Origin of the sequence: Glycomyces xiaoerkulensis, from assembly GCF_002798405.1 — a bacterium.
GTDB lineage: Bacteria > Actinomycetota > Actinomycetes > Mycobacteriales > Micromonosporaceae > Glycomyces > Glycomyces xiaoerkulensis.
In genome coordinates this window covers 119,179-135,233 of the sequence record NZ_PGGV01000015.1, presented here as the reverse complement: position 1 = coordinate 135,233, position 16,055 = coordinate 119,179, and the positions used below count along the sequence as shown (strand labels likewise).

General features: G+C 69.8%; 17 protein-coding genes. 16 read left to right on the top strand and 1 reads right to left on the bottom strand.

Features of this window, described 5'->3' with window-relative positions:
- From CUT39_RS05455 to CUT39_RS05405, 11 genes are all read left to right on the top strand, one after another.
- Complete coding sequence (locus CUT39_RS05455; RefSeq protein ID WP_100444954.1) at window positions 1–297, top strand: hypothetical protein; 297 nt, start codon at window positions 1–3, stop codon at window positions 295–297.
- A gap of 17 nt (window positions 298–314) precedes the next feature.
- On the top strand, window positions 315–2,993 hold the full coding sequence (gene alaS, locus CUT39_RS05450; RefSeq protein WP_100444953.1) for an alanine--tRNA ligase: 2,679 nt from the start codon (window positions 315–317) through the stop codon (window positions 2,991–2,993).
- Window positions 2,994–3,001: 8 nt separating this feature from the next.
- Complete coding sequence (ruvX, locus tag CUT39_RS05445; RefSeq protein ID WP_232805610.1) at window positions 3,002–3,484, top strand: Holliday junction resolvase RuvX; 483 nt, start codon at window positions 3,002–3,004, stop codon at window positions 3,482–3,484.
- A 6-nt stretch (window positions 3,485–3,490) separates the two neighbouring features.
- Window positions 3,491–4,768 carry an endolytic transglycosylase MltG gene (locus CUT39_RS05440; protein ID WP_100444951.1) on the top strand — a complete coding sequence of 426 codons (1,278 nt, stop codon included), beginning with the start codon at window positions 3,491–3,493 and terminating at the stop codon, window positions 4,766–4,768.
- On the top strand, window positions 4,768–5,577 hold the full coding sequence (locus tag CUT39_RS05435) for a shikimate dehydrogenase (protein ID WP_100444950.1): 810 nt from the start codon (window positions 4,768–4,770) through the stop codon (window positions 5,575–5,577). The genes CUT39_RS05440 and CUT39_RS05435 overlap by 1 nt, the downstream gene beginning before the upstream one ends.
- Complete coding sequence (locus tag CUT39_RS05430; protein ID WP_100444949.1) at window positions 5,574–5,951, top strand: thiol-disulfide oxidoreductase DCC family protein; 378 nt, start codon at window positions 5,574–5,576, stop codon at window positions 5,949–5,951. Before CUT39_RS05435 ends, CUT39_RS05430 begins: the two co-directional genes overlap by 4 nt.
- A gap of 45 nt (window positions 5,952–5,996) precedes the next feature.
- Window positions 5,997–6,527, top strand: coding sequence for a hypothetical protein (locus tag CUT39_RS05425; protein WP_100444948.1), 531 nt, complete (start codon window positions 5,997–5,999; stop codon window positions 6,525–6,527).
- Complete coding sequence (locus tag CUT39_RS05420; RefSeq protein WP_100444947.1) at window positions 6,524–7,447, top strand: MFS transporter permease; 924 nt, start codon at window positions 6,524–6,526, stop codon at window positions 7,445–7,447. The genes CUT39_RS05425 and CUT39_RS05420 overlap by 4 nt, the downstream gene beginning before the upstream one ends.
- Before the next feature lie 212 nt (window positions 7,448–7,659).
- Window positions 7,660–8,814, top strand: a complete 1,155-nt coding sequence (locus CUT39_RS05415) for an RNA-guided endonuclease InsQ/TnpB family protein (RefSeq protein ID WP_100444946.1) — start codon at window positions 7,660–7,662, stop codon at window positions 8,812–8,814.
- Between the two features lie 193 nt (window positions 8,815–9,007).
- On the top strand, window positions 9,008–9,277 hold the full coding sequence (locus tag CUT39_RS21420) for an ATP-binding cassette domain-containing protein (protein WP_269799142.1): 270 nt from the start codon (window positions 9,008–9,010) through the stop codon (window positions 9,275–9,277).
- Between the two features lie 84 nt (window positions 9,278–9,361).
- Window positions 9,362–9,610, top strand: a complete 249-nt coding sequence (locus CUT39_RS05405; RefSeq protein WP_100444944.1) for a hypothetical protein — start codon at window positions 9,362–9,364, stop codon at window positions 9,608–9,610.
- 46 nt (window positions 9,611–9,656) lie between these two features.
- Here the strand turns inward: CUT39_RS05405 and CUT39_RS05400 are convergent, their stop codons facing one another.
- Window positions 9,657–9,956 carry a type II toxin-antitoxin system Phd/YefM family antitoxin gene (locus CUT39_RS05400; protein WP_100444943.1) on the bottom strand — a complete coding sequence of 100 codons (300 nt, stop codon included), beginning with the start codon at window positions 9,954–9,956 and terminating at the stop codon, window positions 9,657–9,659.
- Window positions 9,957–10,218: 262 nt separating this feature from the next.
- Between CUT39_RS05400 and CUT39_RS05395 the strand changes: the two genes are divergently transcribed.
- The 5 genes from CUT39_RS05395 to whiA all read left to right on the top strand — a co-directional run bounded on the left by CUT39_RS05395 (window position 10,219) and on the right by whiA (window position 16,044).
- Window positions 10,219–11,154, top strand: a complete 936-nt coding sequence (locus tag CUT39_RS05395; RefSeq protein ID WP_232805608.1) for a serine protein kinase RIO — start codon at window positions 10,219–10,221, stop codon at window positions 11,152–11,154.
- 38 nt (window positions 11,155–11,192) lie between these two features.
- Window positions 11,193–13,076 (top strand): excinuclease ABC subunit UvrC, encoded by a 1,884-nt coding sequence (gene uvrC / locus CUT39_RS05390; protein ID WP_100444942.1) that lies wholly within the window; start codon window positions 11,193–11,195, stop codon window positions 13,074–13,076.
- Between the two features lie 82 nt (window positions 13,077–13,158).
- Window positions 13,159–14,037 carry an RNase adapter RapZ gene (gene rapZ, locus CUT39_RS05385; protein WP_100444941.1) on the top strand — a complete coding sequence of 293 codons (879 nt, stop codon included), beginning with the start codon at window positions 13,159–13,161 and terminating at the stop codon, window positions 14,035–14,037.
- A 98-nt stretch (window positions 14,038–14,135) separates the two neighbouring features.
- A complete protein-coding gene (locus tag CUT39_RS05380) occupies window positions 14,136–15,053 on the top strand; it encodes a gluconeogenesis factor YvcK family protein (protein ID WP_100444940.1) in 918 nt (305 codons plus the stop codon).
- Between the two features lie 4 nt (window positions 15,054–15,057).
- Entirely contained in the window at window positions 15,058–16,044 is a 987-nt protein-coding gene (gene whiA / locus CUT39_RS05375; protein WP_100444939.1) for a DNA-binding protein WhiA, read from the top strand.
- Window positions 16,045–16,055: the final 11 nt, after the last annotated feature.

Here is a 16,055-nt window from a genome sequence, read left to right as displayed (position 1 = left end):
GTGTTCAAGCGGATGATCTGGGTAGGCATCGGTGTCGCCGTCGGCGTCGTCGTGGTCCGCAAAATCACCAAGGCCGCCGAATCCATCACTCCCGGCGGGGTCGCCGACCGGCTGAGCGGCGCCGGTGCTGAAATGGGGCAGTCGATGAGGGCCTTCTGGGCCGACGTCTCCGAGGCCAAGCGGGCCAAGGAGGCCGAACTGCTCGACGCCTTCGAGCGCGGCGACGACGTCACGCCGCTGCTCGCCGAAGCCGAAGCCGAAGACGACGCCGAGACGCCGCAGGTCCGGCACGACTAGCACTGAGGGAGGTGCCCATGGAGACCGCTGAAATCCAACGCCGGTTTCTGAAGTTCTTCGAATCCAACGGCCATACGGTGGTCCCCAGCGCACCCCTGCCGGCGATTGAGGACCCCAACCTGCTGTTCATCAACGCGGGCATGGTCCAGTTCGTGCCCTACTTCCTCGGCCAGGCGAGCCCGCCGTGGCCGCGGGCGACCTCGATCCAGAAGTGCCTGCGCACCCCCGACATCGACGAGGTGGGCAAGACCTCCCGCCACGGCACGTTCTTCCAGATGAACGGCAACTTCTCCTTCGGGGACTACTTCAAGGAGCAGGCCATCCGGTTCGCCTGGGACCTGTCGACCGGCTCGGTCGAGGACGGCGGATTCGGCCTCGACCCCGAGAAGATCTGGGCCACCGTCTACCACGACGACGACGAGGCCATCGACATCTGGCACCGCGTGGTGGGCCTGCCCAAGGAGCGGATCGTGCGCCGCGGCCAGGCCGACAACATGTGGTCGATGGGGATCCCGGGCCCCTGCGGGCCGTGCTCGGAGCTCTACTACGACCGCGGCCCCGACTACGGGCCCGAAGGCGGCCCCGAGGTCGACGAGGACCGCTACATCGAGTACTGGAACCTGGTGTTCATGCAGCAGGAGCGGGGCGGCGGCCCGGCCAAGGAGGACTACGAGATCCTCGGCGACCTGCCCAAGAAGAACATCGACACCGGCATGGGCATGGAGCGCATGGCGGCGGTCCTCCAGGGCGTCGACAACATGTACGAGACCGACCAGGTCCGCCCGCTGATCGACAAGACCGCCGAGCTGACCGGCCGCCGCTACGGCGTCTCCACCTCGCACACCGCCTCCGAGTCGCACCCGGACGACGTCCGCTTCCGGATCGTCGCCGACCACGTCCGCAGCGCGCTGATGCTCATCGGCGACGGCGTCGTGCCCTCCAACGAGGGCCGCGGCTACGTGCTGCGCCGCATCATGCGCCGCGCCATCCGCGCGGTGCGCCTGCTCGGCTACGACAAGCCCGCGCTGCCGGAGCTGCTGCCGGTCGCGCGCGACCGCATGGCCCCGGCCTACCCCGAGATCGCCGAGGACTTCGAGCGCATCTCCTCCTACGCCTACAACGAGGAGGAGTCGTTCCTGTCCACCCTCAAGCGCGGCACCGAGATCCTCGACCTGGCCGTCAATGAGACCAAGCGGGGCGGCCGGTCCTCCCTGGCCGGCTCGAAGGCGTTCGAACTGCACGACACCTACGGATTCCCGATCGACCTGACCCTCGAGATGGCCGAAGAGCACGGTCTGGCGGTCGACGAGGACGGCTTCCGGCGCCTCATGGCCGAGCAGAAGGCGCGCGCCAAGGCCGACGCCGAGGCCCGCAAGACCGGGCACATCGACCTCTCGGTCTACCACGAGATCCGCGACACCGGCGGCACCTCGGCCTTCACCGGCTACACCGAGGACTCCCGCGAGACCGACGTGCTCGCCATCGTCGGATCCGACGGCCGCGTCCGCGACGCGGCCGAAGGCGACGAGGTCGAAATCGTCCTCAAGGCGACCCCGTTCTACGCCGAAGGCGGCGGCCAGCAGCCCGACGGCGGCCACATCACGGTCGGTTCGGGCGAGTTGGAGGTCTTCGACGTTCAGAGCCCGGTGCCGGGCCTGATCGTCCACAAGGCGAAGGTGCTGCGCGGCGGCATCATCGAAGGGGACACCGCGTACGCGCAGATCGACCGCCGCCGCCGCGGCGCTATCAGCCGCGCCCACACCGCCACCCACTTGGTCCACACCGCGATGCGGAACTTCCTCGGCGAATCGGCGACCCAGGCGGGCTCGCTGAACGCGCCGGGCCGGCTCCGCTTCGACTTCAACACGCCCGGCCAGGTCCCCGAGAGCGTGCTCCACGACGCCGAGCAGCAGGTCAACGAGATCCTCGAACACGACCTCCAGGTCAAGGCCTTCACCACCTCCATGGCCGAGGCGAAGGCGCTCGGCGCGATGGCGCTGTTCGGCGAGAAGTACGGCGACGAGGTCCGGGTCGTCGAGGTCGGCGACTACGCCCGCGAGCTGTGCGGGGGCACGCACGCGGGCCGCTCCGGGCAGCTCGGCGTGGTCAAGTTCCTCTCCGAGTCGTCCATCGGCTCGGGCGTGCGCCGCGTCGAAGCGCTCGTCGGCATCGACGCTTTTCAGTTCTTGGCCCGCGAGCACGCGCTGGTCAACCAGCTCGCCTCGCTCTACAAGGTCCCGAACGAGCAGGTCCGCGACCGCGTCGAGTCCACGATCGCGCAGCTCAAGGACGCCGAAAAGGAACTCGCGCAGTTGCGCAGCCAGATCGTGATGTCCAAGGCCGCCGACTACGCCAAGGAGGCGAGGCAGGTCGGCGCGGTCAAAGTCGCGGCGGTCAAGGCCCCCGACGGCACCAAGGGCGGCGACGTCCGCAAACTCGCGATGCAGATCCGTTCGCACCTGCCCGAATCCGAGGCGGGCGTTGCGGCGGTCGTGGCCACGGCCGGAGGCAAGGCCAGCGTCGTCGTCGGCCTCAACGCCGCGGCGAAGGCCCGGCACTTCAGCGCGGCCGACCTGGTCAAGAGCGCGATGTCGGGCCGCGGCGGCGGCAACGACGACATCGCCCAGGGCGGCGGGCTGCCCGCCGACCAGGCCGACCGGCTGCTCGACGACGTCGTGCGCGCCGTCGCCGCATGAGAGACGACGTGGAATCCGAAGGCTCCGGCCCCGCCGCCACCGAGTGGCGGCGGGGCCGCCGTCTCGGCATCGACCTGGGCAAGTCCCGCATCGGCGTGGCCGTGTGCGACGCCGACGGGCTTCTGGCCACCCCGGTGGCCACCGTCCGTCGCGAATTGCGAACCCGCGGCGATCAGATACCTAACGATATTCGCGAAATCACCCAGATCGCCTCCGAATACGAGGTCGTCGAGATCGTCGTCGGCCTACCCGTTACCCTTTCGGGTGAGGAGGGGTTGGCCGCCGAACACACCCGGGCCTGGGTGGAACGGTTCGCCGACCGAGTCTCCCCCGTGCCGGTGACCCTGACCGACGAGCGGCTGACCACGGCCGTCGCCACCCGAAGACTCCATGAGGGGGGCGTCCGCGGCAAGCGGAAGCGCTCCGTCGTCGATCAAGCGGCGGCGGTGGAGATCCTCCAGCAATGGTTGGATCAGCGGCGGAGGAAATGACGGAGCATGCTCGGCGATATTGACTCGCAGTCGGACCACGCGGACGCGCCGAGGCGGCACCGCCGACGGGAGTCGGGAAGCTCGCTGCTGGCGATGACCCTCGTGGTCGTCCTCTTCGGCGTCCTCGGCGTCGGCGGCTGGTGGGCGTACAACAACGTCGTCAAGGAGTTCTTCACCGTCGCCGACTTCGAAGGCGACGGCAACGGCACCGTCGTCACCGTCGAGGTCACCGAGGGCATGCTGGTCGCCGACATCGGCAACATGCTCTACAACGAAGGCGTGGTCGCCTCGTCGAAGGCCTTCGTCAACGCCTCCGAGGACGACGGCGACTCCGGCACCACCATTCAGCCCGGCGCCTACGAGATGCAGGAGGAGATGTCCGGCGCGGCCGCCCTGGCGATTCTCACCAACCCCGAGAACCGCATGGCCAACGCGGTCACCATCCCCGAGGGCTTCACCTCGATGGAGGTCTACGAGCGGCTCTCCGAGCACACCGGCGTGCCGATCGAGGACTTCGAGGCCGCCGCGGCCGACCCCGAGGCGCTCGGTGTCGACCCGCTGTGGTTCGAAGGCTTCAGCGACCGCCAGTTCAAGTCCGTCGAAGGCTTCCTGTTCCCGGCGACCTACGAGTTCAACGAGAACATGACCGCCGAGCAGATGCTGACCGAGATGGTCGCCAAGTTCAACGCCACCATCGAGGAGATCGACTTCGTCGACCGGGTCGCCCAGATCTCCGACCCCGACCCCGACTTCGACCCCGGCGCCGTGGACGGCCAGGATTTCCAGCCGCCCACCGGCGGCGAGTTCGAGATCCACCCGTGGATGGCCCTCCAGATCGCCTCGATCATCCAGACCGAGTCCGGCAGCCCCAAGGACGACGCCAAGATCTCCCGCGTCATGTACAACAAGCTCTACCTCAACTGGTTCGAGCACGAGCAGACCAACTGCAACTGCTTCGAGAGCGAGGCGATCTGGAACTACGGGCGCCAGCTCAACGGCGAGGACCCGATCACCTCCGGCGAGGAGATCAACTGGTTCGAGGTCATGCGCGATCCCGAGAACCCATGGGCCCCCAGCGCCCCCGAGAACGCCGGCTACCTCCCCAGCGCCATCGCCAACCCCGGCGTCGCCGCCCTCGAAGGCGCGGTCGAGCCCGAGGAGGGCGACTGGCTGTTCTTCGTCACCGCCTACGAGGAGGACGGCGAACTGCTCGCCCTGTTCGCCCACTCCTACGAGGAGCATCAGGAGAACACCCGGACCGCCGAGGAGAACGGGATCCAGTGATGCAGGCCGCCGTCCTGGGCAAACCGATCGAGCATTCCCTGTCGCCGGTGATCCACAGCGCCGGCTTCGCCGCCGCCGGGCTGACCGACTGGGTCTACGGCCGGTACGAATGCGACGAGCCCGGCCTCGCCGCCTTCGTCGACCGGCTCGACGACACCTGGGCGGGGCTCTCGCTGACCATGCCGCTCAAGGAGATCGCCCTCGCCGTCGCCGACCGGGTCACGCCGCTGGCCGACGCCGTCGGCGCCGCCAACACGCTGGTGCTGCGCAACGGCAAGCGCCTGGCCGACAACACCGACGTGCCCGGCATGGTCGACGCCCTCGCCGAAGCCGGGCTCGAATCGGCCGAGTCGGTTTCGGTCCTCGGAGCCGGCGGCACCGCCCGCGCCGCCCTCGGCGCGGCCGCCCAACTCGGCGCCGCCACCGTCAGCGTCTTCGCCCGCCGCCGCGAGGCCGTCCTCGAACTCGAACCGGTCGCCGACCGCCTCGGCCTCGAACTGCGCTCGGCCGGCTGGGACGAAGCGGTCACCGCCGGCCGCGCCGACCTGGTCGTCTCCACCGTCCCCAAAGGCGTCACCGACGACCTGCGCATCGACTGGCGGCCCGGCACGGTCCTGTTCGACGTCCTCTACGACCCCTGGCCGACCCCGCTCGCGGCCGCCGCCCAGAGCGAAGGCGTCACCGCCGTCGACGGCCTCAAGCTATTGTTGACCCAAGCGGTCCGGCAATGGACCCTGTTCACCGGGCTCGACGAGGCCCCGGTGGAGGCCATGCGCAAAGCGCTCGACAAGGCGGCGAGGCACCGATGAGGCGACCGGTCTTCCTCTACGACGGCGACTGCGCCTTCTGCACCCGCTGCGCGGACTTCGTCGAACGGCGGGTGCGCACCGCCGCCGACGTCGTCCCCTGGCAGCGGGCCGACCTCGATCGACTCGGCGTGGCCCCGGCCGACGCCGAGGACGCCGTCATGTGGGTCGAGCCCCGCTTCCACCGCTCCGGACCCGACGCGATCGCCGTGCTGCTGCGCCGCGCCCAGTGGTACTGGAAACCGCTCGGCTGGATCGCCTCCCTCGCACCGGTCTCCCGGATCGCCTGGCCGCTCTACCGGCTCATCTCCCGCAACCGCCACCGCATGCCCGGCGGAACGCCCGCCTGCTCACTGCCCCAAGCCGACCGCGACTGAACCCTCCGCGGCGGCCCGGTGGCGCCGCCGTGCCATACTCTGGCCGTGTCCGAAGAGCATACCCAGGAACCATCCACAACCGACATCCAGGCCGGAGGCGCCGGCCCCCGCGGCCGAGAGTCCTCGGCGTCCGGACTCTCGCCGGCCGGCCGCGCGGTGCGCATCACCATCACCCTGGTCATCACCGGACTCGTCGTCGCCACCACCCTCTGGGGCGCCGATGACTTCTTCCCCTTCGCACCGTTCAAGATGTACTCCCACTCCCGCGACCTCGACGGCTGGGCCGGCTCGACCCGCGTCATGGCCGTCAACGAAGCGGGCGAGGAGTTCGCCCTGACCGAGGCCGCCACCGGATTCCGCCGCGCCGAAGTCGAAGGCCAGATGAGCCGCTTCCGCGACGACCCCGAGATGCTCCGCCACCTCGCCGAGGCCTACCAGAGCACCAACCCCGACAAGCCGGAGATCGTCGCCGTCCGGATCGTCGTGCGCCGCTACCGGCTCGAAAACGGCTACCGCACCGGCGAGTACACCGACACCGTCGAAGTGAGCTGGACCCGGGAAGGAGCCGCCGCATGACCGCGCTGCCCCGGTGCGCCGCCGACTGGTTCTTCCGACCGGTCGCACTCGGCCGCGCCCCCGCCATGCGCTTCCTCGCCGGCGCGTTCATCATGGTCGACTGGTGGTGGTACATGCCGTGGATCATCGGCCACCGCCACGTACCCGGGGAGCTCTACCAGCCGCTGTTCATCGGCCGCGTCCTGCCGCTGCCGGTCCCCGACTACTGGCTCGTCGTCGGCACCCTCACCGTCCTCCTCGCCGCCGCCGTCCCCATGATGTTCAATCAGGCGCCCCGCCTGACCGGCTGGATCGTCGCGATCGCCTACTTCGAGTGGATGATCATCGCGATGTCCTACGGCAAGGTCGACCACGGCAAGTTCGCCTTCCTGCTGCTCCTGTTCGTCCTCCCCACCCTCCCCAAATCCAGGTGGGGCGACCGGCGCACCCTGTCCGAGCACGCCGGGTGGGCCTTCAACCTCGTCCAGATCGGCGTGGTCTGCACCTACTTCTTCGCCGCCTGGGCCAAGTTCCGCTACGGCGGCTTCGAATGGGTCAACTCCGCCACCATGACCTGGGCGGTCATCCGACGCGGCACCGAGTTCAGCAACTGGCTGCTCGAATTCCCGTGGATGCTGCGACTGTCCCAATGGGGCATCGTCGGCTTCGAACTGCTCAGCCCCGTCGTGCTGTTCGTCGCCTGGAAGCGCCTCAGATACGGCATCGTGGCGTTCTTCTACAGCTTCCACGTCGTGGTCTACCTCGCGGTCAAGATCAGCTTCCTGCCGCACGTGGTCGCCATGGCCTGCTTCTACCCGCTGGAGAAGATCGACCCGCCCGCGCTGGCCCGCAAGGCCCGACGCCGGATCGGGCGGCGCCGCGACTCCGGTCTCCCGCGGCAGCGCCGCGAGTCCGAGCAGAGAGCCGCCGTAGGCTCCTGACCGCCGGGAAAACCGGTGGCTCCACCCGGGAGCGCACCCTTATGGTCGGTGGATGGCGATCCTCCAGGCCGAATCGGTCACCGGATTCCCCCGAGGAGGCCCTGTCCTTGAGGGCGGGGAGGATTCGGGGGCGATGGCCTGCTGGTGGTCCTGCGGAGCAGGACTGGGAGCCGGGAAGCGGACGCCGGGTGTGATACGGGTATAATGTTCGCGTGCATCTGCGGTACTCCTATCGTGTCTATCCGACAGGCCCGCAGCGGCGGGCGCTGGCTCGGACGTTCGGGTGCGTGCGTGTGGTGTACAACGACGCCGTGGCCGCGCGGCAGGCGGCCCACCGGCAGGGACTGCCGTACCCGTCGACGGCGGCGCTGGACCGGGCGCTGATCACGGCGGCGAAGCGGACCCCGGAGCGGGCGTGGCTGGGTGAGGTGTCGACCGTGCCGCTGCAGCAGGCCCTGCGGGACTGCCACGCCGCCTACCGGCACTTCTTCGACTCGCTCCAGGGGAAGCGGGCCGGTTCCCGGGTGGGGCCGCCGCGTTTCAAGCGCCGCGCGGGCACGCAGACCGCCCGGTACACCCGGCGCGGATTCAGCCTCAAACCCAATGGCCGCCTGTACGTGGCGAAGGTCGGTGCCCTCAAGGTCGCCTGGTCGCGGGACCTGCCCGCCGCGCCCTCGAGCGTGACGGTGACCAAGACCGCGACCGGCCGGTACTACGCGAGCTTCGTGGTCGCGGTCGACGACGGTGCAGACCTGGCCGAACCGATCCCGGACGAGGACGCCGAGACCGGGATCGACCTCGGGCTCAAGTCGTTCGCGGTGCTGCGCGGCGGCAAGACCATCGAGAACCCGAAGTTCTTCCGCAAGCTCGAACGCAAGCTGAAGAAGGCACAGCGGGAACTCTCCCGCAAACAGCGCAGCTCGAACAACCGGGCCAAGGCCCGCCTCAAGGTCGCCAAGATCCACGAAAAGATCAAGGACACCCGCTCCGACTGGGTGAACAAGCAGGTCCATACGCTGGTGAGCGAGCACCAAGCTCTCTATGTGGAAGACCTGAATGTTCGCGGGCTCGGCCGGGGCCGGGCGGCGAAGTCGGTCCAGGACGCCTCGTTCGGGATGTTCTTGACCCGGCTCGAATCCAAGGCCCAGCGAGCCGGGCGCACCTTCGTGAAGGTCGACCGGTACTTCCCGTCCACGCGGTTGTGCTCGGCCTGCGGCGTGTTGACCGGGCCGCAGGGCCTGGAGGGCCTGCAGGTCCGGGAGTGGGTGTGCGGGTGCGGCGCGGTCCATGATCGGGACGCGAACGCCGAGATCAATATCAGGCGCGAAGGTCGGCGTCTGGTGGCCGCCGGGCAGGCGGACACCTGAAACGCTTGTGGAGCGCGGGTCAGACTCGCATAGGGCGAGCACCGCGTGTCGAACCAAGAACCCTCCCGTAGCGTCGTCGTGCTCAGCGGCGGCCAAGCCGGGAATCCCCGCCCTTCACGACGGGGAGGATGCCAACAAGCGCTTCCGCCGCCCGGACAAGGCGCCCGGGTTCAAAGGCGCAGCCAAGCACCTGGTGCGGCGGAGGTACAAGAACTTCACCGCCCTCGACTCGATCGACCTCGAGATCGAGGCCGGTGAAGCGGTCGCATACGTCGGCTCCAATGGCGCTGGGAAATCCACCACGGTCAAACTGCTGACCGGCATTCTCGAACCCACCGAAGGAACCGGCCGCCTCTCGGCCGCCTGGGCGGTCGGCCCGCTCGTCGCGGCGGTGGTCTTGGTCGCGGTCGCCACCGGCGTGACGTGCGCCGGACTGCGCAACTACGACTCGACCGGGCACTGAACCGGCCGACACGCTCGCGGAGGCACGACGGCTCGGGGCTTCGAATGGACCGATCGAGCAGGCGATGCATGCCATGATCGGGTCGTGGAGTTCCAACGGGTACCGAATGGAGATGGCGAGCTCGGCGAGGCCGCCGAACCAGGCGTCGACCTGTCGGCCTACGTGAAGGGCCTGATCCAGCGCGACCTCGCGAGGATTTCCATCGGCGACTGGCTGGAGGACGTGCTCGAAGACCCGATCGACGAGGCGTTTGACACGGCCCCCGCCGTGGAGGAGTCCCGCAGGGAACGCGACACCCGGATCCGCGAGTCGTTGGGAGACACGTCCTGCTGATCGGCGATGTCTGCGTCATTGATCAGGGCCGACGTGTCGAAATAGATCACAGGCGGTCCTCGCGGATGTCGTCGAGGACCTGTTCGCTGGTCGGCGCCGATTCCGAAGACACCACAGTGAGGACGTCGAGCGGGTCGCCCGGCTCCTTCGGCGCGATCAGTGCTCCCGACCGGATCAAGGCATCGATGCGGTCTTCGCCGGGATCGGTGATCGGCACCAGCCGGGCGGCGGGCCGCCCGCGGTTCGTCACGACGAGTTCGTGCCCCTTGCTCACCCAGGCCAGATACTCGCTGGTGTGCAGGCTCAGGTCACGGATTCCGATTTCACGCGGAGGTCGTGTATCCATGAAGCCCTTTGTATCTCAAGATATCTACACAGCACGGTCTTGGTTCGGCAGAAAACTAGGTTGCGGGTGGCCGTCCCGGCCCGCTAAAGTCCCCTCCAGTCGCCCTGATGGCTTCGGAACGCTCAGGGCCCCAGCGTGTTTGGAGGTGTGTACTGATGGCTGTCGTTGTTCTCCGCCTCGCCTCGAAATCCAGTCCACCTCCCGTCGGCGCGCGCTGATCCACTCCGCGTGCCGCCGGACTTCCGCACAGGAGCAAACCGCAGTGGCACGCAGACCCGACCGCACTTCCACCTTCCAATCCACCGCCCGCCGCCGACCGGTCGACGAGGACGAGGTCTTCTCCCCGCAGGAGCGGGAACGCTTCGAGGCCATGCGCTCGGCCGACCCCGACGACCACGGACCCTGCGACGACGGACCGCCCAGCGGCGACCGCTGGTCGATCTGGGACCAGTCCGAGCCGCTCCAGCGCGGCCCCCGGCCCTGGCCCGACTGGATCATCACCGACCTCGGCGCGGTCGACCACGAGCTCGGCGTCCTCAAAACCGGCAAAGAGGCCGACGTCCACCTCATCGAACGCGCCGTGCCCGGCACCGACCGGGCGACGGTCATGGCCTCCAAACGGTACCGATCGGCCGAGCACACCCACTTCAACCGCGCCGCCGACTACACCGCCGGACGCACCGCCAGGCGCTCCCGCGACCGCCGCGCCCTCGCCAAACGCACCCGCTTCGGCCTCGAACAGGCCGCCGGCCGCTGGGCCGCCGCCGAGTTCGACGCGCTCCAGCGGCTCCACACCGCCGGCGTCGCCGTCCCGTACCCGGTCCAGATCCTCGGCACCGAGGTGATCATGGAGTTCGTCGGCGCCGACCGCGCCGCCGCGCCCCGCCTGGCCGAGACCCGGCCCGACGAGCCCGAACTCGAAAGCCTCTGGGACCAGGCCTGCGAGAACCTGCGGCTCATGACCGAGCACGGTTTCACCCACGGCGACCTCTCGGCTTACAACACCGTCGTCCACGACGGCCGCCTGATCCTGCTGGACCTGCCGCAGATCGTCGACATATACGCCAACCCGATGGGACGGGAGTTCCTCGTCCGAGACGTGCAGAACCTCGGCGGCTGGTTCACCGCCAGAGGCATGGACGCAGCCGAGGTCGGCGACCTCCAGTCCGAACTGACGGCCTTGGCGGGCATGCCATAGCGGAAGCGGTGTCCGGCGCGGGATATAGCCTGGTCCACGTGAGCGTTGATTACCGTCCCGCGCCGGGCACCATCCCCACCGAGCCCGGCGTCTACCGCTTCCGGGACCGCGACCGCCGGGTCATCTACGTCGGCAAGGCCAAGAACCTCCGCAACCGGCTCAACTCGTACTTCGCCGACGAGACCCGGCTCCACGAGCGCACCCGCCGCATGGTCAACACCGCCCGCAGCGTCGAATGGACCGTCGTCGGCACCGAGGTCGAGGCCCTCCAGCTCGAATGGACCTGGATCAAGGAGTACGACCCCCGCTTCAACGTGATGTTCCGGGACGACAAGTCCTACCCGTGGCTCGCCGTCACCGTCGGCGACCGGTTCCCCCGCGCCCAGGTCATGCGCGGCAACCGCCGCAAAGGCGTCCGCTACTTCGGCCCCTTCGGCAGCGCCTGGGCCATCCGCCAGACCCTCGACCTGCTCACCCGGGTCTTCCCCATCCGCACCTGCTCGGACACCGAGTTCAAACGCTGCGGCCGGATCGGCCGCCCCAACCTGCTGGCCGACATCGGCAAATGCTCGGCCCCGTGCGTCGGCGACATCTCCGAGGCGGACTACCGCGAACTGGTCGACGGATTCTGCTCGTTCATGTCCGGCGACACCGCCCCGGTCCGCCGGCGCCTCCTGGACGACATGCAGGCCGCCTCCGAGTCCCTCGACTTCGAGAAGGCCGCCCGCCTGCGCGACGACCTCGCCGCCCTCGACAAGGTCCTCGAACAGCAGGTGGTCGTCCTCGCCGACGACGTCGACTGCGACGTCATGGCCGTCGCCGACGACGAGCTGCAGGCCGCCGTCCAGGTCTTCCACGTCCGCCGCGGCCGCATCCGCGGCCAGCGCGGCTGGATCATCGACAAGCCCGAACCGGTCGACCTGCCCGGCATCGTCGAGCGCTTCTGCACCCAGTTCTACGGCGAACTCGGCGAGGTCGTCCCGCGCGAGGTCCTCGTTCCGGCCCTGCCCGAGGACGCCGCGGCGATCACCGACTGGCTCTCCGAGAGCCGCGGCGCCAAGGTCGGCCTGCGGGTGCCCCGGCGCGGCGACAAGCGCGCGCTGGCCGAGACGGTGGACAAGAACGCCCGCGAGGCCCTGCAGCGGCACAAGCTCAAACGCGCCGGCGACCTCACCGCGCGCTCCCGGGCCCTGGAGGAGCTCGCCGACGCCCTCGATCTGCCCGAGGCGCCGTTGCGCATCGAGTGCTACGACGTCTCCCAGTCGCAGGGTGAGGACGTGGTCGCCTCCATGGTGGTGTTCGAGGACGGCCTGCCCCGCAAGAGCGAGTACCGCCGCTTCGTCGTCAAGGGCGAGCAGAAGGACGACCTGTCCTCGCTCCGGGAGACCCTCCGCCGCCGCCTGTCGAAGCTGGAGGAGCAGCCGGCCGGATCGCCGCTCGAGGAGGGCGACGAGCCGCGCACGGGTTTCCGCTACCCGCCCCAGCTCCTGGTCGTCGACGGCGGCCGGCCGCAGGTCGCCGCCGCCGAGCAGGTATTCGCCGAGATGGGGGTCGACACGGTCAACCTCGCCGGCCTGGCCAAGCGCCTGGAGGAGATCTGGCTGCCGGGGGAGGAGTACCCGGTGATCCTCTCGCGCACCTCCGAGGCGCTCTATCTCATGCAGCGCGTCCGCGACGAGGCCCACCGCTTCGCGATCTCGCTCCACCGCAGCCGCCGCCGCAAGCGCATGCGGCGGTCCGCGCTCGACGGCGTCCCCGGCCTGGGGGAGTCCAAGCGCAGGGCGCTGCTGCGCCGGTTCGGGTCGGTCAAGCGCGTCCGCGAGGCCGATCCGGCCGACCTGGAGGCGGTTCCCGGCATCGGTCCTAAACTGGCCGAAGCCATCCGGTCACATCTGCGCAATCCCGAGGACAACGCGGATTGACGCCGCCGTGTTAGCTATGGCGGTATTGACCCGGCGCCGTGTCCCGGCGCCGCCAAGATCAACCTCGGGGAATACTTGAGTCATGAATTCGGCAGATGAGGGCGAACTGGACCTGGTCATCGTCACCGGTATCTCCGGCGGTGGCCGGTCGACGGTGGCGCGCGCCCTGGAGAACGTCGGGTATTACGTGGTCGACAACCTCCCGGAGTCGCTGGTGGCCCAGGCCGCCGAGCTCGCGGCCGCCGGAGGCAGCGAGACCAGGCGCACCGCGATGGTGCTGGACGTGCGGGCCCGGGCGTTCATGACCGACCTGGTGGGCGTCATCGAGGACCTCCGCAAGGCGGGCTTCAAGCCGCACCTGGTGTTCGTCGACGCCGACGACGATGTGATCATCCGCCGCTTCGAGAAGGTCCGCCGCGCCCACCCGCTGCAGGGCGACGGCCTGCTCGGCGACGGCATCGCCGCCGAGCGGCGCCTGCTCGAGCCGGCCCGGAACTCGGCCGACACCCTGTTCGACACCACGCACCTGAACGAGAACCAGCTCCGCGATCGGGTCGAGAAGGCCTTCCTCGCCCCCTCCACCCCCGGGCTCCAGTTCACCTGCATGTCCTTCGGCTTCAAGTACGGCATCCCGCGCGATGCCGACTACGTCGCTGACGTACGATTCCTTCCCAACCCGTACTGGGTTCCGAGCCTGCGCGAGCACACCGGTACCGACGAGGCCGTCTCGGACTACGTCCTGGACCAGGACGGCGCCGAGGCGTTCGTCGAGGCCTACGCCTCCCTGCTGCTCGGCACCACCGAAGGATTCGAGCGGGAAGGCAAGCGGTACATGACGATCGCGATCGGATGCACCGGCGGCAAGCACCGCAGCGTGGCCATCACCGAAGAGCTGGCGCGGCGCCTGGGCGACGCCGGCTTCCCCGCCAACACCCATCACCGCGACCGGGGGAACGAATGACCCCAGTCGCGGTATCGCGCCCGACGCCGCGGGCGCGGCGCGCGCCCCGCACGCAGCCGACCGCCGGCCCTCCTCCCCTCGACCCGGAGTAACCACTAATGACCAGAGTCGTCGCTTTCGGCGGTGGCCGGGGCCTGTCGGCCTCGCTGCGTGCGCTCACCCGGCTCGACATCGACCTGACGGCCGTGGTGACCGTCGCCGACGACGGCGGTTCGTCGGGGATCATCCGCGACTCCCGGCCGGTCCTGCCGCCGGGGGACCTGCGCAAGGCGCTCGTCGCCACCGCCGGCCCGGACCGGACGACGGCGACCCGCCTCTTCGCGCACCGATTCGGCGGCACCGACTTCCTGGCCGGCCATCCGGTCGGCAACGTCATCCTCACCTCGCTGCTGGAGCGCCGCTCCAACCCGGTCGACGCCCTCGGCGAGGCCGCCGAGCTCCTCGGCTGCCGCGCCCGCATCCTCCCCATGGCGTGCGAGCCGCTCCACATCGAGGCCGACCTGGTCGAGGGCGAGGGAGTGCGCACGATCGTCGGCCAGCACGACGTCGCGGTCGCCGACGGCGCGGTGGACACCGTCCGGCTCCTCCCGGCCGACGCCCCCGCCTGCCCCGAGGCCCTCGAAGCGGTCGCCGAGGCCGACTGGCACGTGTTCGGGCCCGGCTCCTGGTACACCAGCGTGATCCCGCACCTGCTCCTGCCGGAGCTGCGCGAGGCCGTCGCCGCCGCCGACGCCCGCCGCGCGTTGGTGCTCAATCTCTCCGAGGAGAAGGAGACCGACGGCCTCACCCCGGCCGGACACCTCGAGGCGCTGGCCCGATACGCCGAGGGTGTCCGGTTTCACTACGTCGTCTCCGGCGACGGCCGAACCCTCGACGACCCCCGCTCGTTGAACAGTGCGGCACAATCGTTGCGGGCCCGGTTGGTGGCGGCGGACCTTGCCGCGGACGTCGTCACCCACGACGTGGCCGCGCTTGCCGCCGTATTGGGAAACCTGCTCGTCGAAGATGGTGATTAACAAAATGGCGATGACCTCGGAGGTCAAGGACGAACTCAGCCGGACAGAGGTCGCCAAGTCCTGTTGCCAGCGCGCCGAGCTCGGTGCGCTGTTCCGCTTCGCCGGCGGACTCCACCTGGTCGGCGCCGGGAACGTCGTCGTGGAGGCCGAGGTCGACGCCGGCAACGTCGCCCGCCGCGCCAAGAAGATGATCAACGAGCTCTACAACTACGACTCCGAGGTCCACGTCCTGGTCGCGGCCGGGCTCCGGCGCTCCAACCACTACCTGCTGCGCGTCATGGCCGACGGCCAGGCCTTCGCCCGCCAGATCGGGCTGACCGACCAGCGCGGCTACCCCGTCCGGGGACTGCCCGCGCACGTCGTCGGCGCCTACCCCTGCTGCGCCGAGGCCGCCTGGCGCGGGTCCTTCCTCGCCCGCGGCTCCCTGACCGAGCCGGGCCGCTCCTCGTCGCTGGAAGTCACCTGCCCCGGCCCCGAGACCGCACTGGCGCTGGTCGGGTCCGCCCGGCGCCTGGGCATCAGCGCCAAGTCCCGCGACGTCCGCGGCGTCGACCGGGTCGTCATCCGCGACGGCGACGCCATCGGCGAACTGCTCACGAGACTGGGCGCTCATACCTCGGTCCTGGCCTGGGAGGAGCGCCGGGTGCGGCGCGAGGTCCGCGCCACCGCCAACCGGCTCGCCAACTTCGACGACGCCAACCTGCGCCGGTCGGCCCGGGCTGCGGTGGCCGCGGCGGCGAAGGTCACCCGCGCTCTGGAGATCCTCGGCGACGACGTGCCCGAGCACCTGGCCGGTGCGGGCCGGCTCCGCCTCGCGCACCGGCAGGCGTCGCTGGAGGAGCTCGGCGCGATGGCCGACCCGCCGCTGACGAAGGATGCGATCGCCGGCCGGATCAGGCGGCTCATCAACATGGCGACCAAGCGGGCCGCCGAGGAGGGCGTCCCCGGCCCCGACGACGCCGTGGCCGAAGAGGAGGCTCTCGCAGCGTAGAGCCGTGCCAC

What these genes read in the sequence shown, in the direction of transcription:
- alaS (WP_100444953.1), top strand. Translation starts at nt 315, where the DNA reads ATGGAGACCGCTGAAATCCAACGCCGGTTTCTGAAGTTCTTCGAATCC.
- CUT39_RS05440 (WP_100444951.1), top strand. Translation starts at nt 3,491, where the DNA reads ATGCTCGGCGATATTGACTCGCAGTCGGACCACGCGGACGCGCCGAGG.
- CUT39_RS05435 (WP_100444950.1), top strand. Translation starts at nt 4,768, where the DNA reads ATGCAGGCCGCCGTCCTGGGCAAACCGATCGAGCATTCCCTGTCGCCG.
- CUT39_RS05430 (WP_100444949.1), top strand. Translation starts at nt 5,574, where the DNA reads ATGAGGCGACCGGTCTTCCTCTACGACGGCGACTGCGCCTTCTGCACC.
- CUT39_RS05420 (WP_100444947.1), top strand. Translation starts at nt 6,524, where the DNA reads ATGACCGCGCTGCCCCGGTGCGCCGCCGACTGGTTCTTCCGACCGGTC.
- CUT39_RS05400 (WP_100444943.1), bottom strand. Translation starts at nt 9,956, where the DNA reads ATGGATACACGACCTCCGCGTGAAATCGGAATCCGTGACCTGAGCCTG.
- rapZ (WP_100444941.1), top strand. Translation starts at nt 13,159, where the DNA reads ATGAATTCGGCAGATGAGGGCGAACTGGACCTGGTCATCGTCACCGGT.
- CUT39_RS05380 (WP_100444940.1), top strand. Translation starts at nt 14,136, where the DNA reads ATGACCAGAGTCGTCGCTTTCGGCGGTGGCCGGGGCCTGTCGGCCTCG.
- whiA (WP_100444939.1), top strand. Translation starts at nt 15,058, where the DNA reads ATGGCGATGACCTCGGAGGTCAAGGACGAACTCAGCCGGACAGAGGTC.